Source organism: Pseudobdellovibrionaceae bacterium (assembly GCA_023898385.1).
In the GTDB taxonomy this organism is placed as follows: Bacteria; Bdellovibrionota; Bdellovibrionia; order Bdellovibrionales; family UBA1609.
The window spans coordinates 889642-910078 of sequence record CP060220.1 but is presented as its reverse complement, the minus strand read 5'-3'; the positions used below and the strand labels follow the sequence as shown (position 1 = coordinate 910078).

Here is a 20437-nt window from a genome sequence, read left to right as displayed (position 1 = left end):
GCTGCGAAAAAAATCCTATTTGTCTCAGATTCATTTGCGTTATGCTGTCTATATTATGCCACTTGCCCGTGGCTGACAGCAATAAGCTAGCCTTGGAGACGAGGCGTCATTTGGTTTTCATTTCATAGACTCCGTCCCATTGGGGAGGGGGCGGCGCCTCTTGAAAAGAGTGACACCGTTGGATGTAGAGCCTTGTGGGGCCATCTTCTGGCGAAATGCGGGCGGCTTCTTCAAAGGACTTAAGCGCCTTGTCGAAATTGCGTTGGTGGTAATACTTGTACCCTTCTTCAAAATGCAACAGAGTGGTTTGCAATGTCTTTTCCACAGTGTTCTCGCCGCAGAGCTCAAATATCTTTACTGGCTGCGCTTTACCTTTCACCCTCACCCAATCCACTTCGCGGCAAATAAAGGTGGTGCTAATGGCCTGGTGGGTGAATTCGCTAATGATGATTCGAGTTCCGTATTGTTTATTGATTCCCTCAAGGCGAGATCCCAGGTTTACTGAGTCACCCATGACTGTATAGTTTCGAATGGTTTTCGATCCCATGTTGCCCACACTGCATTCGCCCGTATTAAGCCCGATGCCAATATCAATCACCGGCAGGCCTCTTTGTTTGTAGTCTTCTTGCAAGACTTTTAGTTTTTCAATGTGGGCTAAAGCGCAGCGACAAGCTTGGCTGGCGTGGTCAGGGTAGTGGATAGGGGCGCCGAAAAAGGCCATGATGGCGTCGCCCATGTACTTATCAATGGTGCCCCTGTTTTCAAACACGAGTTCTGTCATGGGTGTGAGGTAGCTGTTGAGGAGATCACTGAGTTCTTTCGGGTCGAGTTTTTCTGAAATACTAGTAAAGCCCCTAATGTCAGAGAAGAATACAGTGATGTTTTCCTTGCGCCCCCCCAACTCGAGATTAACTGGGTCTTTGAGGATTTCATTGACGATGGCCGGTGACACATACTTTGAAAAGGTGGATCTAAGTTCGCGCTTTTTTCGTTCTTCTGTGAAATAGCGAAAGAAAGTTAGTCCCACATACTGCGTGGTGATCATGAATAGTGGGAAGATGGTGGAGACCACATACCCATTGGCAAACAGCCAGTTTCGGTCAACAAACAAAATGCCTAAAAAGGCCGTAATGCCAATGACAACGCCCGGGATGGCGCCGGAAATGGATAAAATAAGTGTCAGCAAAAGGCCAAACACCAAGAGAAAGACAATCATGTATTTGAATTCATCTGGGTGGTAGCGCAGAAAGTCACCACGCAACAAATTATCTATGATGTTGGCGTGAGTTTCGGCTCCTGGGTAGTCTTTTTCAAAGGGTGTCACTCGAAGATCATAGATGCCCTTTGCCGTAGCACCGATAATAAAATATTTATCTTTGATAAAATCTTTTTTGTTCACTTCCAAATCGCGCACAATCCATTGATTGGAGCGTTCATCAAAGAGCCTCTGGCTTACGGTCATTGTGGGTTTTGCGGTTAAAAGGTCGGCCAGACTCGCGTGCGGGAACATCTTATGCCCGCCGGCATAGTTGATGATCAGGCGGCCTTGGCTGGCGATCGGTAATGTTGTTGCCACCTTTCCGGTGTCTAGGTTAGTGATGCGAAGTTCGGAAATGTGGCTTGTGGTCAAGTCGTGAGGGTGGGTTGTTAAGGTGATTTCTGCATTGTAGTGATTTCCCACAAGAAAGCTCTTTAGTGCGATTGATGGCATATAGTGATGGCCACTTCGACTGATCAGCTGGGACTCTCTAATGGTGCCATCAATATCTAATACCGTATTGAAAAAACCTTGGTGCAAAGCTTTTTCAGAAAAAGAGGGTATATTCATGATCCAATCAAAGCTGTCGTCGACGGAGTTGTTGAGGGTTTTGGATTTGAGGTGTTCACCCCATGATTTGTAAGAGGTGGCTTGAAAATCTTCGTCTTCGGCTTTTAATTGGGGCCACAACGACTCAAACATGGAGGTGAGTTCGTCATTTTCGGTCAACCACCTTGTGAAACAATAGTCTTCTTGAGCGGCGGTGGCAGCCATCAAAGCATCGTGGTGATCAACGATGTCTAAGGATGCTCTTTGGTGAAGGACATCATCTTTAATTTGTTCTAGATGTTTTTTGAGTTCATCGCCTATTTGGTAAGGTATGTAAACTTCATTTTCATCCAACACGCTAATGATTTCTTGATCGTTGTCCCAGGTTTTAAATGCGGGTGACAATTCATATATGAGATTGCGGCAATAGGCCGTGTGCGGAGGCAGTCTCAGTTGCGAAAGAGTGTCCGATGCGGCCGTGCCAAGTATGACTCGATCAGAATAATTCTTAACCATTTTTGCAAAAGCCGCGTCGTCATTTTTTTCTGAACACTGCGTGGGTTCGGCAAACACCATATCAAAGGCGACAGTCTTCGCGCCCAGATCCAAGGCTTCAGAAATAGCATCGGCCACAAGTTTGCGAGGCCAGGGCCATCGGCCCACACTGCGAACGGCTTTTTCATCCACAGTCAACAGGGCCACCTGCTCAGAGCCAGCTCGGGGGCCACGGTTTTCAAAGCGTATATCGAGGGCCTTGCGGTCAGATAGCCGGATTAGCTTTAATAAAAAGCCTTCGTTTTCCATATCTGGCAACGATCGCACCGGGTAATAGAGTAGAGCTAAACCGCAAACACATAATGTCAGGAGTGCGCCAACAGTGAGCGTGGGAAGAGTTTGTCGAAGCCAGTTCTTAAGTTGAGTCATAGATTTACCAAATGGCCTTGCTTATGGCCGCCTGAACTAAGTCTAATGAACGATGATCTCCTGGGCAATGATCAAGGCCAGTTTCACTGGTCCTTTAGAGGGAAAGTTAAAATCTGGCCCTGAGGCCTCACCAAAATGGACGCTATAATCTGTTAATGGTGGTCAGTTTCAATAACTATGTCATTCAACGAGGGCTTTTTTGCGCCCACAAATTATACAGCCTGAATTGGGGAGTGTGAGTATGGATGCCAAAATAGAAGAGTTTGGTGATATTATTGTTGTGCGATTAGGTGGCTTCATGGATTTTGAAAGTGCTGATGCCTTTCGAGCCAACTGTGTTCGTCACTTTTCAGGAAAAAAGGTCATTTTTAATTTAACGGGTCTCTCTTTCATAGGATCCAGCGGGATAACACCCTTTGTGGAAGGGTTGGCTGATCTTACAAAGAACAACAAAGAAGGATTGCGATTTTGCGGTGTGGGAGCTGAGTTTCGTCGCGTATTTCGCGCCAATAGTGTGATCCGGCAGATGGAGTTTTTTGAAAATGAATACGTGGCGCATCTTTCTTTGCAGCGCCCACCCCAGCCTCCTGTGGCTGTTGCGACGGAACTACCTAAGCACAGTTTTGAGTCCTCTTCGGGCGTTGTTGAGCCTGCGCCCGCATTTCCCGTAGTCAACGGGCAAAGCAGCACAGAAAAATAGATCTGAGTCGAAATCTGCGTCTTAGTAACATGGCCCTCCCCGCAGGGGTTAGGGCATTTTTGTGAAACCCGAATGGATCTCATGAATCAGTTCATCAATGCGATTCATTACATCGGGGCTGAACTCGTGATCACTCGGTGCATTTTGAGAAGGTTCAGTGGTGGCTGCTGATGTTGTGGATTGTTGCAGCTGATTTCGGTCAAGAGCCTCTTTGAGGCGCGTCGCTTGTTGTCGATACTCATTGAGCTTTTGACTGAGAGATTGATTGAGTTTCTGAAGAGCCACATTTTGGTCTTTTTGTTTTTCCAGTTGTTTTTGATTGTCTCTCCATAGGCACTGTAGGCTTTCCACCTGTTCAGAGAGCTGATTGTTCTCTTGTTTGATGGTCAGCATTTGATTGTGCAATGATACCTTGTCCTCGCGAAGCCCCTCGTTCTCAAGCGTCTTGTTTTTGGCCTCCACCCGGTAACTAGCCAGTTTTTCTTGAAGATGGATGATCTCTTGATCGAGCTCGGTCTTTGAATCCTCTTTTTGTCGCTTCAGGAGAATCAATTGATTTTCCAGGTCTACGTTGCGTTCATAGACATTGTCATAGTCGCTCATTTTTCGCAGAAGCTGTTGCTTTTCAGCAGACGCATCAGCAAGGTCTCGTCGCAGTGACTCCAGTTGGTCTTCATAAGTGTCAACCAGCCGTGTTTGATTTTCAGTGGCTTGTTTGGCCTGCTCAGAAATATACTCGGCGGCTTCAGCGAGATCTTTCTGCAATCGGGCTTTTGTTTCTGTCTCGGAGGCAAGCTCTGATTGGAGATATCGTTTTTCTTTGTCAAGCAGGCTCACGTTTACAGTGAGTTCTTGGATGTGCGAATTTAAAGAGTTTTTCGTATTTTCGAGCGCCTGGGTAAATTGCGATTCAATTTCGTTTTTTTCATTGCTGAATTGGTTTCGGAAATTTTGCAGGGCTCGCCGGACTCTATGGCGATACCGACTCAATCGGGCCAGTTGTTTGCTTAATTTTTGTACGGTTTTTTGAAGTTCATCTTGTCGGTCTTGAGACGTGGTATAGAGCTCCGCATACTCGATTTCTCGCAGTCGAACTTGAGACCGCAATTCGCCAAGAGCCTCTTCTTCAACGCGGTGACGTTCACTTAGTGCCACTGTTTTTTCGCGCAAAACTAAAACTTGATCGCGAAAGTTCTCATACTCAGCGAGAATCTTTTGCCTCTCAGATTCGCTTCTATGAAGCCGTTCTTCGTAAACGGAAATCCGGCGCAATGTCACTCGAAGTCGTGCCATTAAATCGTCGTTTTGTTGAATCAATGCCTCCACAGCTCCGCTGCGCAAAACGTGATCGGGCAGTTGATCAAGCTCAAGGGCCGTTGGCAATTGGCTGGGCACAGGAATGTGAGACAACATGGGCTCCGCCTTGCCAGACTCAAAATCATCATTGTTTTGAAAATTGGAAGTCGCAATGATGTCTTCCATGGTCCCTCCTTGGCTCAAACAAGACACCTCATTAAAAAAATTGTCTCAGATTGAGGTATGCACTGTCAAAAAGACGAGGAAAATATTGCCCAAGGTACCAGGTCCTAAATCGGGTCACGATGCGTCAAAGTGGCCACATCAAAGGAGAGCGACGACGCCAACGGCACGAGTGGCCGCATGTCGTCTTCGGATTGCGTCACTCTCGTGCCCAGGGTACCAGGTCCTAAATCGGGTCGCGATGTGTCAAAGTGGCCACATCAAAGGAGAGCAACGACGCCAACATCACGATGTGCATGGCGTATCCGGGTTGCGGCACGAAAGTGACGCAATCCGAAGACGACATGCGGCCACTCGTGCCGTTGGCGTCGTTGCTCTCCTTTGATGTGGCCACTTTGACACATCGCGACCCGATTTAGGACCTGGTACCCTAAAAAAATCCTAAAGTTTTCTGGGCTTTCTGCCGTAGACATAAGTATGGACAATGCGAAAATTGATTATCAATCTTTAGAACAAGCTCGACTGGAGTCTATGCAGCATGATCTGCAAGATGCTCTAGAGAGACAGCTGACAGCGCCCTCTGAAGCCGGGCCGATGGATAGTTTGCAGCACGGGATTTTACATCTTGTGGTGATTGGAAATTATGATTCAGCTAAATATGAGATCGAGCGCTACGTGGATGCTTTGGAGATTTATCCGCAGTTTCGGGTGCGCACCGAGCGATACGTGGGGCACTGCCATGATCTCATTAGCGCCATTAAAATGAAGAGAAATTTTCCGGGATTGAATGCGCTTTCGAGATCCCGGCAGCAAGAACTCGTGGATAAAGTGAAGGGGCATTTTGAAGAGCTTAAGTATTATTTAAGGAAAATTGAAAAAGTAGAGCGAGAGCTCAAGCTTGAAGATATGCGCTCCACCATCTGGGTGGTGAAAACTTTTTTTCATACGACATTTATCGTGCTGACAGCCGCCTTTCTTATTGAACTGTTTGGCGGACTTGGCAGCACCTTTGGCCTTGTATTCAATGATCTTGTGGACAAGACCATGGCCATTTTATCTAAACTTATCTAGGCGGGGCGCTTTCGCGACACCGCCTATCTAGCAATTCAGCGTTACTGACTATCTGCATAGGCCTGTTCAAGTAACTGTTTATATATGCGAATGGCATTTTGCATTTTTCGACCATTAATATACACAGCCGGTGTGCCACTGATCCCAATATCATGACCCAGTTTGGCCTGCTGTTTAATGGCTTCCAGGGTATCAGGAGCCTCCATGCAGGTGACCACATCGTCCCAATTCAAGCCGATGGTTGAAGCGTAGGCTGCAAGATCTCGGTCAATCTGAGGGACGGCATTGAATTGGTTTATGTTCATTTGATTCTTGAATATGTAGTCATGCATATCCCAGCCCCTCTGTTGCTTTTCAGAACACAGCACGGCCTTTGCCAATCGACAAGAAAGACCCGTCTTGCCTGTGATAGCGTCATTACACTCCCCATCAAGAGGAAATGTGTAAAACTCCATACGTACATCGGGGTGAGATTTAAGAAAAAGATGAATCGGCGAGGCCACGGCTTTGCAGAAGCCACAGCGAAAATCGGCAAATTCACTAATGACCATTTTGGCCTCGCTGGCCGCAGGACCTTTGACGAGCATGGGAGTTCCGGCGAGCTGCACCGTTTTTGTGTTCTTCCAGTCGGCCAAATTGTTGCTGACTCTTTGAGCAAGGCGATCAATACCGTATTGGGATAGGGCTGAGGTGTGAATTAAAAAGGCACCTGCCGGAATGGCCACCAGTAACAGTAGATATTTTTTATCGGTGGTGAATAGCGCCTTTGTATCGGACATCAGGTTTGAACAAACGGGCCCATCCTGACTTTGTCGAAGGGTTTCAAATGTCACTACTGACAGAATATAGGTAGCGATGCAGAATAAGCAGAAATAAGAAATCAAAGTGAGCGACACAGTGCCCATAGCCACTGAGGCCAACACCACCAGGGAAGCCAGGTAGAGGGTGATTCGGCTGGCTCTTGACGCGTTGTCTGCAAGTCGCCATCCCGAAATCGCAATGAGTAGAAGCAAGATCAAGTTGGTCATCCCTCCCCAAAGGGCCATGGGGATTCCGAGGAATTCTGAATATTGGCTGGCACTCACGGCGTCGCAGTCAAAAACAGCGCTGATGTTGCAGACGCTTTGCCCGGCGCCACCTCCAAAGTTAAGGGAGTAGTAATGTAGAGTTAAATAAATATGAAACCCAATGGCAGCAATAGTAGAAACGGCAGCAATCATCATTTTTCGTGGCATAGGGTGAGTCTCCTTCAATGCATGCATTAAATCGAAAAAAAAGGGGGTGGGCAATAGGAATATAGTTTCTTGCCAAGCCACCGGCGGTCAGCAAAACTGATAGGGAAGGTGGTAAAGGGGTGAGTGTCCTAGATTCGCAGCAAAAAAGATGGTTGGCGGCGCGCAAAAAGCTGTTGCTGCAGATTAAGGCACAAGTGCGACAATTTTTGGGTCCCGAGCCGGAGGATTTGCGTGAGTACGCTCTATCTTACAAGGCGGAGTTCTTTAGCAAGTGGTCACCGGCGAGTCATCGCGACTTATTTAAAAGCGTGGATGCGGCCCAGATTGTACTTGGCGGTGATTTTCATGCGTTTTCTCAATCCCAGCGCACTCATTTACGAATATTGAGATCCCTGCCTGACACTCGCAATGTGTGTCTGGCGCTAGAGTGCGTGGAGTCCGTTCACCAAAAGCATTTAGATGCCTTTATGGCCAGAGAAGTTTCTGAAGAAGAATTTTTGAAACTGGTGGACTGGGACCTGAAGTGGGGATTTACGTGGGAGAACTACCGCCCCCTTTTTGATTTGGCCCGATCGAAGGGGTACAGAGTCTTTGGTGTGAACAAATATGCATCTCGTCGATCGGGTAAGTCGTTGTTTAAACGCGATGAGCACGCCGCTTCAGTGATCGGGGAGATTAGTGCACGCCACCCTGAGTGTTTGATCTACGTGCTGTACGGAGACTTGCATCTGGCAAAGCGGCACCTCCCTGAAAAATTGCGAAAGAAATTGTCTGGCGGGGGCGCTTGCGTAACGATCTTTCAAAACTCGGAGCGTTTGTATTTCCAGTTGGCGCGAAAGGGCCTAGAGCACGAAGTAGAGGTTATGGCTTCTAGCAACTTGCGATTTTGTATCCTGGGCTCGCCTCCTTGGGTGAAGTGGCAAAGCTATCTGATGTTTCTCGAACACACTTTTGATCAAGACATTGACGACGAAGAAGATGATGATGAGAGTGTTGATTTTACCGATTATATTTCTAATTTGATTAAACTAGTAGCCGAAGACCTATCCGTGAAGATGGTCCCTTCGGATGTGGCCGTTTACAGTGCCGCCGATGATCGTATTTTTGAAGGTCTTGTAGAAGATGTGCCTCCCGGACTTCAGACCATAGCCGAATATTCCATTCGGAATGATCGAAGTTTTTACCTGCCAAAAAGCGGGTTGTTTTACCTCTCTCGTCACACCATTAATCATGCCGCAAGTCTCGCTGGACAATATGTGCATGCAAAACTTTGTAAGAGGCAAAGGCTCTTTTGGCAGGTGCCGCAAGATTTTCTAGGCCTCATTTGGATTGAAGCTGTGGGTTTCTTTGTATCAAAGTTAATCAATCACAAAAGAAAAGCAGAAACGGTACGGGATTTAAAAAATCAATTGGCAGTCACGTCTCCCGATGATCATGGAAGAGAAGCTTTATTGTTGGCATTGGATCAAAGAATGCGAGAAGTGATTGCTGTGCATACCGATCGTTTTCGGCCACTGAAGGTGAAGCCAAGGCGAAAGGCCAGTTACATTGAGGCGGCTCGGCTGCTAGGCCACATGTTGGGGGAAAAGCTGTATCTGTCCTACCGTAATGGTCGCATAAGCGGCGACAAGTTATTAGAAGTGCTTTCTCAAGATATGAGTCACCCCAATTTTGATCAATTCTACTTGTCCATGGTGAAGCGGCTTGAATCTCAGCAGGTTCCGTTGGCCAATGTAGAGGTGGCCCTATGAAAAAGTGGTACTATCTTAAAAAAGGGCGTTCGCAAGGGCCCGTGACCACTCACGAAATTGTTAAAGAATTCAAATCGGGCCGTCTCGGACCTTTTGATTTAGTTTTTTTAGAGGGCGACAGCCATTGGAAGGGTTTAAAGGAGTTTCAAGAATTCAAAGAGCTGTTGCGAGATTTGCCAGAGCCTGAAGGTGATGACCTCTGGGTGTTGTTGGTAAAAAGCAAAGACGAAAACGGGAAGCGAATTCGTTTTCAGCAGGGGCCGTTTCAAAAAGAACAGATTATTTCGATGCTGCATGAGGGGAGTTGTCGTTACTCTGATTATGTTTGGAAAGAGGGGATGAAGGAGTGGTATCGCATTTCAAATCTGCCTGATTTTAACAGTGCATTGAATGCGCCCATGGTAGCATCGCAAAAACAACACTTTGATATTAAGCCCCCAACGGCCTGGGACGCTGAAATGTTGGCTCACATCATGGAAATGCCGGTGCCCGAGGAGCCGACCATGGCTTCTGCGGTGATTCCGTTGGAGGCGGACGGGGTGGATTTGGTTGAAGAGGCCACCAAGAAGAGTAAAGGGTCATCTTCAAAAAAACAGCATCGATCCAAATCAAAAAAAAGCAAAAAATCAGCGGCCGTAGCTGCATCAGCAGCCGAAAAACGAAAGTCCAACAAAAAAAACACTTCGCACTCTTTGGCAAAGGAAGTCTGGCGCGGGATTGAGCGAAAAATTGTTCATCCCCGCGTATTACAGTTCAGCTTTTTTGGACTTCTTGTTGGCGCAGCCATTGTGGCCATTATTTTATCTTCAAAGCCAGATTCACCTGATCCAGAAGTTGTAGAAACCGCGCCGCCACAGCCAGAGAAAGTGGATTCGTCGGAGCTCCCACCGGATAAAGCGGTAAAAGCAACGCTGGTCAAAAAAGCGGACCAGCCGGTGCCCTCACCGACTAAGCCCATTGCTCCTGAAAAGCCAAAAACCGATGCGAAGGTCGATGTGGTTCAGCAGGTAAAACCACCGCCGAAGGTAGAGTTGGCTCAGCAAGAAAAACCAAAGCCTCCGCCTGTAAAAAAACCACCCAGTTTTTTAAATTTGAGCTTATCGGGATTGAAGGGGGATTCGCCTCGCGTGGTGCTCAAGACGGATGCTAGCGAGCACTTTTTAGGGAAAGTGACCTTTAAAGCTTATGGGGGCAAGGTACTGGATCGGCGAAGCGTGTATCACGTGGTAACTGTTCGATGGGGCGGTGACGGCATTGTGGATCTAAAAAAAGAACGACTGCCTGATGGGTTTTATTCCGTGGAGGCTGAATCTGAAGGATTAAAGGCGCGCCGGCAATTTTTTCTTGGAAAAAATCAAAACTTATTTACTAAACAGATAAAAACCCACGTGAAAAGCTTAACCTATTTTACTCAACAAGAACGGCAGGCCCTTTTTGTTGTATCAAAAACTATAAATAAATTGGCCGGAGATTTGAAGAATCAAGTGAGCCAAGTAACAAAAAATCCGAGTTCCTGGCGAGGGTTTTATCCGCGTTGGCGAACGGGGCTTCGAAGGCAAAAAACGGGAGCGCTAGCCTCAGTGGGTCCGAAATCGGCGGGTGATTGGGTGTTGGGCCTTCAATGGATGGAGCTCAAGCAAATTTATAAAGATTTGCTTGATGCCGGCCAACAGGTCAACGCCACTTTAAGCAAGGGTAAACCCATTTCCATGGGAGATATTCAGCAGCCCGTGCGGGCAGCCGAACAATTCTATACTGATACGCAAGGATTGAGCCTGTTTAAATAGGCTCAAATAAGGCCGACGTTTAGTGGCTGACCTTTTCTTTGAATTCTTTTCCTGGGCGGAACCGGGGTACGGTAGAGGCAGGAATGACGATGCTCTCACCTGTTTTTGGGTTGCGACCATTTCGTTCACGGCGACTGCTGCGATCAAAGGTGCCAAAGCCAACAAGCTTTACTTCTGTTCCAGAGGCCACGGTGGATTGAATAATCTCAATGGCTGCGTCAAGAATATTTTCTGACTGAGTCTTTGTGGTCTTTGTCTTTTCTGCGAGCTTCTCGATCAATTCTGCTTTATTCAAAATTCCACCTCTACCTAACTGTTGTCGTTAATAAAAGACATCTTGATTTCAATGAGGAGAGCGAAATTAAATGGAACAAGCTCATCGGTCAAGAAATTCGCGCAGTGACATGAGGTCAAGCTTGAAAACCGGCCACATCCTAGATAGGTTAAGGAATCTATAGAAAAATGCGTCAGGATTAAAGATGTTGACAAAGCTAAAGCTGCATGTGGCTGAAAAAATAAAAGGAGAACTTGGGCTCACTGTTGATGAGGTGGTTCCGCTCATGGAAACGCCTAAGCAGCTCGATCACGGGCATTTGGCAATGCCCGTATTTTTTCTGGCAAAAACCTTAAAAAAAGCGCCGCCATTGATAGCCAAAGAGCTTTCTGAAAAGATCAAAGGCTTGCAACTTCCGGGTTTACTATCTGTGACCCCGGTGAATGGTTATATTAACTTCCAGTTTTCAGATAAACATCTGCAGGATTTATTGCTTGAGGCCGTGCGTACAGAGGGCGATCGATTGGGGCATTCATCACTGGGAGCTGGAAAAACCGTCGTCATCGATTTTTCTTCACCCAACGTCGCAAAGCCCATGCATATCGGTCATCTGCGAGCCACAGTGATTGGCCAGGCCATTTGCAACTTGGCTCGTTCCCAAGGTTATAACGTGATTGGTATTAATCATCTTGGAGATTGGGGTGTGCAGTTTGGTAAACTGGCATATGCCTACCAAAAATGGGGCAGCGAATATCCTTTTGCCACCGAGCCATTTGAATCGCTGTATAAACTGTATGTGAGATTTCACGACGAAGCCGAATTGGATCCTGAAATAGAAAAAGAAGGGTCCTTAATGTTTAAACGTCTTGAAGATGGCGATGAGGGCATTGCTGACCTTTGGCGAATGTTTGTTGATGTTTCCATGCAGGACTACAATCGCCTCTGGGCCATGTTGGGTGTGAAGCATGAGCTAGTGCGTGGGGAGTCCTTTTATAACGATCGCTTGAAGGCTGTTGAGGATCGATTGCAAAAGCTGGGTCTTTTGGAAGAAAGTGAAGGCGCTGTGGTGGTCAAGCTTGATGATGCCGATATGCCGCCTTGTTTGATTCGAAAGAGTGATGGGGCTTCTTTATACGCCACTCGCGATTTGGCCAGCGCCATTTATAGAAAAGAAGAGTTGGGAGCCGATTTAAATCTCTACGTGGTTGGTGCTGAGCAAACGTTGCACTTTAAACAGGTCTTTAAGGTTCTTGAGAAAATGGGATACGAGTGGGCCAAGGATTGCCATCATGTGTCTTTTGGTATGTATCGTTTTAAAGATGTGGGCAAGATGTCCAGCCGAAAAGGCAATGTGATTTTCTTAGAAGATGTCCTTCGACGCGCCATTGATATGGTGAAAGAAGTTATCGAAAGCAAAAACCCAGACCTCGACGACAAAGATGAGGTGGCTAAAAAAGTCGGCGTGGGTGCCATCGTGTTTAACGATTTGATCAACGATCGTGTGAAAAATGTAGATTTTGATTGGGATCGAGTGCTTGATTTTGAAGGGGACAGTGGCCCTTATGTTCAATACGTTTGTGTGCGGTGCGAGAGTATTTTGCGAAAATACGGAAAAGCCGTGCCGCCCTCGATGCCTGTGGATTTGGACTCCAGTGAAGAAAGAGAACTGGTAAAAATTCTATTGAGTTACCCTGAAATATTGAATGTGGCCTTTAAAGGTTTCAAACCCAATGTGCTCGCCCATTACCTACTTGACGTGTGCCGTGCTTTTAACCACTTTTATCACAAGTGCAGAGTGCTTGGTGTTGAGCCTGAGGTTGAGGCGGCACGAATAGCACTGGTATCAGCTACATTGGCTGTGCTGAAAAATGGCTTAAAGTTACTCAATATAGAAACTCCTAAAGCTATGTAATGGGCTTCATCTTTATAGAAAGCGAGCGTCTTCCATGCAAAAAATGCAGACTATTTTCATGTTTGACTTCAGTAGACTCTCGCAGTTTGGACACAAAAGAAAACAAGTCCTTAAGATTTTATTCGGTGTGATTCTTTCGGCCCTCACAGCCTGTAAGTCCCAAAAAGAACTGTCGGGGTCAGCAACTCCGGCAGAAATCCATTGGAATAAGCAGGGAATGGATGCTGCACTTAAGCTGTCGCTCGAACTAAACAAGCCGCTTTTTGTCTACTGGGGGGCTGATTGGTGTCCGCCCTGTAATGAAGTTAAATCCACGTTGTTTCGGGAAAAACAATTTATTGAAGCCACTAGAGATTATTTGGCAGTTTATCTGGATGGTGACACGGAAGATGCACAGAAATGGGGAGAAAAACTAAAAGCCTATGGCTACCCTACATTGATGTTGTTGACCCCTCAAGGGCGGGAGATTTTACGCCTGTCTCCCTATAACTCCTCAGAAGACATCGTGGCCACCATGAATTTTGCAAAGAATCAGTGGGATCCCGTTGGCCAGGTGCTAGATGAATTATTGATTTCAGATTCTATTGATAAAGGTCGACTGAAATCATTGGTGAACTACTCTTGGTCACAAGATAAAGATATAAAAGAAAATCCAAAACCCTTTTTAGACAAACTTTTTAAATTGGAGTCAAAACTAGACAGTGCAAATTATGCGGCGGAAAAGGCCACACTGTTTTTGACAGCACTTGATTTGAAGTTGGGAAGCAAGAAAGAGGGTGAGTTGTTGCCAGACCCCGAGCGCCAAACATATCGCAAAAGAGTAGAGATACTGCTGGCTGATAAAAATACGTTGGGCGCAAACATGGTGTTTTTTGCCTATTCTGGCGATGAGTACCTTCAATTTTTGACAACCGCCGATGATGACCGAGATCGAAAGGCATGGATGAATTTCTATGCTGAACAGTTGCGAGTTTTTAGAAACTCAAAAGGTGTCAGTCGAAATAACTACTACTCCAGCTTTTACCCACTGGCGGGTTTTTCTAAAAAACAGGGGTATATTGTAGACGAGGCCGATCGGCGGGCTTTGCAATCATCGTTAAATAGTGATTTGCGGGTGGTGAAAGACACTCATGAGCGTGTGACGCTAGTGAATCATGCGGGCTATCTGCTTAATGCCTTTGGGAATCCTGAGGAGGCCAAGGAAATTCTAAAAAGTGAAATTAAAGCGGGCCTTAAGCCATATTATTTTATGTCTTCTCTTGGGTATATCGCAAAAGAAGAGGGTCAGAACAAAGAGGCTTTGAAATGGTTTGAAGAATCCTACAAAGAGGCAAAGGGGCCGGCGACGCGTCTTCAGTGGTATTCAAATTATGTAACAAACCTGATGGCCATCGAGCCAGACAGCAAGGATCTCATTAAAAAACATGTGGCAACACTGTTAGGTGATTACACGGGCATGGTGGATAGTTTTTGGGGGCGAAATTACCGAGTACTAGAGTCACTCAGAAAAAAAGTCAGCGAGTGGTCGGTGAGCACTAAAGAATCTAAGTGGCTAGCCATGGTGAAAGACTCAGGATTAAAACGATGTTCTCAGTCAACCCAAGAAACTTACAAAACCAGTTGCGAGAAATATTACAAAAGCTACTAGCCTCCGCGAAAGGGATACCTTTCGCTCGAAATCTAAGTTTATCATTTAAATTCTAGAAGTTTTTCAATCCATGGGGGATGGATGGGGGAATGGTTTCGGGGCCTTGCAATGGCTCTTTTCGTGCTTTGTTGTTGGCGCGCATGGGGGGCTGTGTCGCTGCCAGGGGAACTGCTGTCATCAGACACTCGGTCTGATGAGTTTCAAAGCTTAATCAGTGAAGCCGCCGGTGAGTTGCCAGAGAGCCTTCGGCGTTTGATTCGCAAACGCACATTGGCGATTGGTTTGGCCGAGTTGGGTGCCACGGGTGAGGTGGAGCAGTGGGGTTCTATCAACGGTGAAGCTTCATTGTGTGCAGCAAGCACCATGAAGATCACTTGCGCCCTGGGCGCACTGGCGGCTGAGGCGGAAGGATATCTACAGTTATCTGACACAAGGCCCACATCACCTGCCAGCGTGGATTTGGGCGAAACCATTTTTGTAAATACTGAAGATATCAAAAGTAGCCTGATTTATCACAGGCCCGGTGGTTTTCGTGATGGCAATCGAGACGCGGGAAAAGTGTGTCGTGCTATTAATGAAGCCTATTTAAGACATGTGGGCGGTGGTCGCTCGCCGAACACATACGACCCCTGTTGGTTGAATGACCAATTGAGGCAGTGGGGATTTCATGGTGAAGGGCCCGAAGGACTTTGGCTTGGTTTATTGTATGGATCAGGGGCGCGATGTTCTGTGCCGCAGCCCGAAAAAACCTACGGGCTGCCGAGCTTAACCACTCAGCGGGCCTCCGTAAATGGACTGCTCAATTTGTGGGCCGCTGTGGAGTCAAATAATTTTTCTAATTTGTCATCTGTAGCCCTGAAGTGGCTCAAAGATTTAATTGGTGGGTCGAAGGCGCCAGTGGGTTATTTGGGGCGAGCCTTTTGTCGCTCGGGTGAACAGTGTCTTAATCTCTATGGTAAAACAGGAACACTAACTTGGCGCACGGGTGGATTGCGTTGTCGAAATGACGCAAGAGTGGTGGTTCACCCTAAAGATCCAGAAAAACGATTGGTCATGGCCGTGATGTGCAACACCCACTACAATGAAGGATCTTGCACGGGCCAGGATTTGAGTGTGATTGCCGAGAAGATCCGCAGTCGTCTATTATCCAACTAGCGACACCACCGCGGTCGACGCTGACACTCTTTTTCAAGATCTCGATGAAAAGCATCCAGCAATATGAGTGCGGCTTCGCGGTTTTTATCAGAGGTGGTTGTGCGGGCAAAGTCCACTAGGGATTGATTGGGGTATCCCAAGTTTAAATGGCGCCGTTCGGTTTGCATCAGGAATTGGTCTTTTGATTGATTTCTCCAAATATTATTCCATTGGTTCACGCTGGCGTTCAGCCGCTGGGGCACCTTTCGAATATTTTCTATGGGATGGTCGGCATAATCAAAGTCTTGAGGGGCGCCAAATTCTTCCCAGTATTTTAGGCTTATTAAAAGCTCCCATTGGGAGAATTCAATGAAGTAGGGCATGGGATCAGCTTCAAACTTTTGTGCCACCGATACCGCACGATACTGCACCAATGCCTGAGCCAGCACCCAGCTTAAGTACTCAGGGGATGCTGCAAGTAAGTCACCGTTTAATCGAAATTGCACACTTTGTTTTGAGGCTTTTATCTCGAATAATTTTTCTGGGTGCGGCGACCATAAATCGCCAATACTAAATCGATTGTAATAATCGTCGGTGCTCTGAAAGGGCCTCAGAAGTTCTTGTCCTGTATTGGTGGATGAAAGGTAGTGGGTGCTCAATCGACGTTGGCGATTATTTAAATTGTCAGCAAAAGCCGTGCTCGTGCCAGAAGCTAGACCAAAAAGTACCGATCCTAATAGGTAGATTAAACGCCGAGTCATTGAATCCCTCCCCCGAGTTTTCAGTCAGCGAACAGAGGCAACTAGACCATAGTCCTTGGTGTCGAGTCAATGGCGATGAATAGGGGAGAGCCAAAGGACTAGGTTTTACAGGTAAACCCTCATGGACTCACTGGAATTGGCCGATAGAGTCAGTGATGGAAAGAGAACGGGATTTTTTTATAGAAGTCACGCTGATGATGGCGTTGGTTATGGTGTATGCCAATTACAAATTCCATGACCATTTCAGCGGTGTGACACAATATCAGAAGCAGGTGGCTTCTCTAGAGAGCGAGCTGGATCGGGAACAGTTTCGCCATCTATTGACGCAAACTCAACTCTCTGAATTTAAGCAACACGTGGCTGTGATGCTGCCTGAGGCCATCGAGAAAAAAGGCGAGGGCGAACGCAGTTACCCTTTGCGGCAACTGGCTTCTGTGGTGGGTGCGGCCGATTATGATAAAGTGCGGCTGGCGCAGTCCAATCGTCTTTATGAGCAGGCCACTCAGGCCTTTCGAAAAAGCCAATACGATCGATCAAATGCGATGCTATCCAAGCTACTTCGCCTATACCCCTTTTCTCCAAAAATAGTGGATGCTTATTTTCTTTTGGTAGAGGGACAATTTCAATTGCGCCAGTACGAAGATTGCGTGGCTACAGTGAACCACATGGTGGAGTTGTTTCCTGAGAGTGAGCTGACCGGCTTTGCTCTGCTCCGTGTGGGCAAGATCTATGAATCTCAATATCGCAAACAAGAAGCGGTAGAGATTTATCAAACTATCCTTCGCCTCTATCCTCAGCGAGAGCTCGCCTCTCAGGCCAATCATTCACTAAAGGCAGTGGACCTATGAAATTGGCACTCAGGCTAATGATGGCGTGGTTTGCCTTCACTGTAGAAGTAAAAGTGGCCTCGGCTGATCTAGACGCGCATAAACTTAGCGGCGGCGGTCCCGTGGATCTGATCGAAGAACCCCGCCACTGTTGGAAAAGCGCTTCCGTATGTGCTATCCGTAACAACAGCAAGAGTGTGCAAACTCTTAATTGGGAAGCGGCCTCTGTTAGATTGGCGCCTGGTGCAGCTATGGTGCGCCTGAGTGGTAGCCATATGCAAATGGTTGAAGGGGATGCCCTAGTGATGCCAAACGAAAGTTTTTCGATTCGATCGGAGTTTGGCGAATGTCAGTTATTGTCTGGCAAAGCCCTCCTTGAAAAAAGCAAACACTCAATGAAGGTTTCCTTGTTGTTTGGTTCTGCCGAGGTGCATCTTTTGGGTGGTGAAAAGCCTCTCTTGCTAGAACCTGGTTTTGAGCAAGAGATGGGACTAGTCACACTAAACGGTGTGGCCCAAACCCAGTTGGCTCGCCCGGTGGCCATAAAACCATTGTTAAAAAAATGGGCTCAATTGTTTGACGCAGACTCCGGGGATTTCAAATCAGAAGTTCTGGCCTTCCGCCCCATTTGGGAAGAGGCTGTGGAGGCCGCCAGTGTTTGGCACCGGCAGCTGGTGAATCGCCACCTGGCCGAGGTGGCGGGTAAGGAAGCCCGGCGACAGGCGGCCAAGCGGCACTGGCAACAAGAAACCCAAAAGATTCTCCGGCAATACCGAAAAAAGCTCTACCTGGACCAATAGAGTGAGCCCTTCAAAATTTAATGGGGAGTGGCAATACAAAGTTGAAGTATCTCCTTGTAGTAACTTAATTTTTGATTGACTACGCCAGTGCATTGACGACGGCAGGGTTCAAGACTATGAGTGGAGACAATTGCTAGTAAAAACAGAATTCCCTAGGAGAGAGCTATGTTTCCACTCACTGTAACCTTTCCCGACTTTGACCCCTCTGATGCCGTTCGTGCAGCTATCGAAGAAAAAGCAGAAAAGCTGCAAAATCATTTTGAAAATATAACTTCTTGTAAGGTCACAGTGGCATCGCCGCATCATCACCATCAAAAGGGCCATTCTTTTCATATTCAAATTGTTTTGCATGTTCCTGGCCAAGAACTAGTGGTTTCCAAAGAGCCAGAGAAAAATGAAGCTCACACAGATGTATATGTGGCCATTCGTGATGCGTTTAAGGCCGCTGAGCGCCAGTTAGACGACTACGCCCGTAAGTTAAAAGAGAAGCACTAAGCGACCAAAGTCTTACAGCCAAGGACCAGATCCTTTCTTGTTGCGTGGGGCAGGCTTAGGTGGTCTGCCTACTTTGGGATATACTAAAGATATAGGGGCGGGGTTACCCGCGTAGCAAAGCCACACCTAGAGTAAATTATAGGTGATCTCAGGAGGAGAGGCTTATGTCTTCAGTTAATGATTCCACATCACAAAACGACACAAATAAAATTCGCGAAGAGTATCGCAAGCGCGAAAATGATCTTCGCAGCAAGCACACAAAACAACTGCGTCAGATCACAGACGCACATATGAAAGAAATTGAGCAGATAAAATCCTCTCACGGCGAACAAATGGGTCAGTATCGCCAAAAAATGAATGCCACTTTGACGGAGCGCGATCAGCAACATCAAGAGGCCATTCAAGAGCTTCGTCAAGTGCAGCAACGGCGACTTGAAAACCTAAATCAAGCCACACAACAAAAAATTCAAGAGCAAAGAAATTTTACGCAGTCAGAGAAAAAGCGCATTCAAGAAGCCAACGAAAACCGTTTTGAAGCTCTCTCCGAAAATTATAGTAAAAACATGTCAGAAACCAATGAAGACTTTTTCAATAAATTAAAAGACATGAGGGTTCAACAAAAAGAAGCCATCGACGGACAAAGAGATCAGTTGCTTGATAAGCATGATAAAGAAGTGGGCCGAATGCGCGAGGAGCGCGACCTCACTGTCAAAGAAATGAAGCGCAATTATGACGATTACAGGCATCAGGCTGAAGGGCGAATGAAAGCTCAAGATGGTCGTCACAGCCGAGATATGAAGCGAATGGCTGACAGCAATGTGGCCTCAGTGACAAGAGAGCGAGAGGCGCGAAAGCAGCATGAAAGAATATTGAGAGATGGCTTTAAAGATAATCTAGAAACAACAAAAGCAGACTTTCAAAAAGAGGTCGATCGTGAGCGGCGGGCGCGTGAGCGAATTGGTGCTGACTTCCAAGGGACGGTGCAAACGCGAATCGACAATGATATTCGTCGTCTTCAAGAAACCATCTCATCTCTTAAAGAGAAAAGCGTAAGAGATCAACTGGAGACAGACAGAAAGGCCGACGTTCGCATCAATAACACCATCCGCGCTTACCAACGGCGGCTTGATCTCTTGGTGGATGAGCGTGACAAGATGCTGCGCGATTTCAAAGTTCAAAATGGAAAAGACATCTACACGGTTCAAGAAAGAGCCAATGATCAGATGAAAGAAACGGCTCGGTTTTATCGTCAAAAAATGGAGACGGAGAACGTTAAAAATCGCGACAACTTCTTAACGATCACAAACGATTTGAAGCAGAGAAATGAATTTACCGTAGATCAGGCGGATCAGAGAATAGCCACTATTCGCGATGATTCATTGGCAAAAGAAAAGCGACTGCAGCAAAATTATGAAAAAACACTCGAAAACATTCAAGATAACAATGTGAAAGAGCGCAATGAATTGCGATCGACCATGCTTGATGAAAAAGAAAAAGCCCTTCGGGTTTTGCGCATGAAGATGCGAGAAAACGATGCTGCCAGTGGCCGCAGGTTGAGCAGCGTGATCTCAGAATTTAAAAAACAAATTGCTGAGCTCAATGATCAGTTGATGCGAGTGAAACGTCAATCTGGGGCCCGTGAAAAGCAAATTGTAGAGAGTCTAAAAAAAGAGCAAACGGCTCATTTAGAGGCTCAAAAAATTCAATATGAACAGCGCCTAGCCCGCTTGCGCACCGACAACGACAACAAGGCACAGGCCTCAGAGCGCCGGCATCAAGAGCAGATGAATAATGTTTTAGGTGCTGTCCGCAAGACTTGATTGTGGGGTGAG

16 protein-coding genes are annotated in these 20437 nt (G+C 46.7%); 11 read left to right on the top strand and 5 right to left on the bottom strand.

Annotation, left to right across the window (positions count from 1 at the left end):
* Positions 1-106 precede the first annotated feature (106 nt).
* Positions 107-2731, bottom strand: coding sequence for a CHASE2 domain-containing protein (locus H6626_03870; protein USN48236.1), 2625 nt, complete (start codon positions 2729-2731; stop codon positions 107-109).
* 241 nt (positions 2732-2972) lie between these two features.
* Between H6626_03870 and H6626_03865 the strand changes: the two genes are divergently transcribed.
* Positions 2973-3431, top strand: coding sequence for an STAS domain-containing protein (locus H6626_03865; protein USN48235.1), 459 nt, complete (start codon positions 2973-2975; stop codon positions 3429-3431).
* A gap of 48 nt (positions 3432-3479) precedes the next feature.
* Here the strand turns inward: H6626_03865 and H6626_03860 are convergent, their stop codons facing one another.
* The gene (locus tag H6626_03860) at positions 3480-4913 is read right to left on the bottom strand and encodes a hypothetical protein (protein ID USN48234.1); all 1434 of its coding nucleotides are present in this window, start codon (positions 4911-4913) and stop codon (positions 3480-3482) included.
* A gap of 474 nt (positions 4914-5387) precedes the next feature.
* Between H6626_03860 and H6626_03855 the strand changes: the two genes are divergently transcribed.
* Positions 5388-5981 carry a hypothetical protein gene (locus tag H6626_03855; GenBank protein ID USN48233.1) on the top strand — a complete coding sequence of 198 codons (594 nt, stop codon included), beginning with the start codon at positions 5388-5390 and terminating at the stop codon, positions 5979-5981.
* A 41-nt stretch (positions 5982-6022) separates the two neighbouring features.
* Here the strand turns inward: H6626_03855 and H6626_03850 are convergent, their stop codons facing one another.
* The gene (locus tag H6626_03850; protein ID USN48232.1) at positions 6023-7216 is read right to left on the bottom strand and encodes a DsbA family protein; all 1194 of its coding nucleotides are present in this window, start codon (positions 7214-7216) and stop codon (positions 6023-6025) included.
* Between the two features lie 119 nt (positions 7217-7335).
* On the opposite strand from H6626_03850, the gene H6626_03845 reads away from it, so the two are divergent.
* Together H6626_03845 and H6626_03840 are read left to right on the top strand one after the other, a co-directional pair.
* Positions 7336-8967, top strand: coding sequence for a ChaN family lipoprotein (locus H6626_03845; protein USN48231.1), 1632 nt, complete (start codon positions 7336-7338; stop codon positions 8965-8967).
* Entirely contained in the window at positions 8964-10754 is a 1791-nt protein-coding gene (locus H6626_03840; GenBank protein ID USN48230.1) for a DUF4339 domain-containing protein, read from the top strand. Before H6626_03845 ends, H6626_03840 begins: the two co-directional genes overlap by 4 nt.
* 19 nt (positions 10755-10773) lie before the next feature.
* Here H6626_03840 and H6626_03835 read toward each other — a convergent pair whose 3' ends face one another.
* On the bottom strand, positions 10774-11049 hold the full coding sequence (locus H6626_03835; protein USN48229.1) for an HU family DNA-binding protein: 276 nt from the start codon (positions 11047-11049) through the stop codon (positions 10774-10776).
* Between the two features lie 184 nt (positions 11050-11233).
* Here H6626_03835 and argS point away from each other — a divergent pair, with 184 nt between their 5' ends.
* The 3 genes from argS (at position 11234) to H6626_03820 (ending at position 15743) form a co-directional block, all read left to right on the top strand.
* Complete coding sequence (gene argS, locus H6626_03830; GenBank protein USN48228.1) at positions 11234-12940, top strand: arginine--tRNA ligase; 1707 nt, start codon at positions 11234-11236, stop codon at positions 12938-12940.
* 58 nt (positions 12941-12998) lie between these two features.
* Entirely contained in the window at positions 12999-14588 is a 1590-nt protein-coding gene (locus tag H6626_03825; GenBank protein ID USN48227.1) for a thioredoxin family protein, read from the top strand.
* A 150-nt stretch (positions 14589-14738) separates the two neighbouring features.
* Positions 14739-15743: a hypothetical protein gene (locus tag H6626_03820; GenBank protein ID USN48226.1), complete on the top strand. Its 1005-nt coding sequence runs from the start codon at positions 14739-14741 to the stop codon at positions 15741-15743.
* Here the strand turns inward: H6626_03820 and H6626_03815 are convergent.
* Positions 15740-16483 (bottom strand): hypothetical protein, encoded by a 744-nt coding sequence (locus H6626_03815; protein ID USN48225.1) that lies wholly within the window; start codon positions 16481-16483, stop codon positions 15740-15742. The genes H6626_03820 and H6626_03815 overlap by 4 nt on opposite strands.
* A gap of 155 nt (positions 16484-16638) precedes the next feature.
* Here H6626_03815 and bamD point away from each other — a divergent pair, with 155 nt between their 5' ends.
* The 4 genes from bamD (at position 16639) to H6626_03795 (ending at position 20425) form a co-directional block, all read left to right on the top strand.
* Complete coding sequence (gene bamD, locus H6626_03810) at positions 16639-17331, top strand: outer membrane protein assembly factor BamD (GenBank protein ID USN48224.1); 693 nt, start codon at positions 16639-16641, stop codon at positions 17329-17331.
* Complete coding sequence (locus H6626_03805) at positions 17328-18110, top strand: hypothetical protein (GenBank protein ID USN48223.1); 783 nt, start codon at positions 17328-17330, stop codon at positions 18108-18110. The genes bamD and H6626_03805 overlap by 4 nt, the downstream gene beginning before the upstream one ends.
* Positions 18111-18275: 165 nt before the next feature.
* Entirely contained in the window at positions 18276-18605 is a 330-nt protein-coding gene (gene raiA, locus H6626_03800; protein ID USN48222.1) for a ribosome-associated translation inhibitor RaiA, read from the top strand.
* A 164-nt stretch (positions 18606-18769) separates the two neighbouring features.
* Complete coding sequence (locus H6626_03795; protein ID USN48221.1) at positions 18770-20425, top strand: hypothetical protein; 1656 nt, start codon at positions 18770-18772, stop codon at positions 20423-20425.
* The last annotated feature ends 12 nt before the right edge of the window (positions 20426-20437 follow it).

Bases quoted from the DNA above. Each gene is read 5' to 3' on its own strand.
- H6626_03870 (USN48236.1), bottom strand. From the start codon at position 2,731: ATGACTCAACTTAAGAACTGGCTTCGACAAACTCTTCCCACGCTCACT.
- H6626_03865 (USN48235.1), top strand. From the start codon at position 2,973: ATGGATGCCAAAATAGAAGAGTTTGGTGATATTATTGTTGTGCGATTA.
- H6626_03860 (USN48234.1), bottom strand. From the start codon at position 4,913: ATGGAAGACATCATTGCGACTTCCAATTTTCAAAACAATGATGATTTT.
- H6626_03855 (USN48233.1), top strand. From the start codon at position 5,388: ATGGACAATGCGAAAATTGATTATCAATCTTTAGAACAAGCTCGACTG.
- H6626_03850 (USN48232.1), bottom strand. From the start codon at position 7,216: ATGCCACGAAAAATGATGATTGCTGCCGTTTCTACTATTGCTGCCATT.
- H6626_03840 (USN48230.1), top strand. From the start codon at position 8,964: ATGAAAAAGTGGTACTATCTTAAAAAAGGGCGTTCGCAAGGGCCCGTG.
- argS (USN48228.1), top strand. From the start codon at position 11,234: ATGTTGACAAAGCTAAAGCTGCATGTGGCTGAAAAAATAAAAGGAGAA.
- H6626_03825 (USN48227.1), top strand. From the start codon at position 12,999: ATGTTTGACTTCAGTAGACTCTCGCAGTTTGGACACAAAAGAAAACAA.
- H6626_03815 (USN48225.1), bottom strand. From the start codon at position 16,483: ATGACTCGGCGTTTAATCTACCTATTAGGATCGGTACTTTTTGGTCTA.
- bamD (USN48224.1), top strand. From the start codon at position 16,639: ATGGAAAGAGAACGGGATTTTTTTATAGAAGTCACGCTGATGATGGCG.
- H6626_03805 (USN48223.1), top strand. From the start codon at position 17,328: ATGAAATTGGCACTCAGGCTAATGATGGCGTGGTTTGCCTTCACTGTA.
- raiA (USN48222.1), top strand. From the start codon at position 18,276: ATGTTTCCACTCACTGTAACCTTTCCCGACTTTGACCCCTCTGATGCC.
- H6626_03795 (USN48221.1), top strand. From the start codon at position 18,770: ATGTCTTCAGTTAATGATTCCACATCACAAAACGACACAAATAAAATT.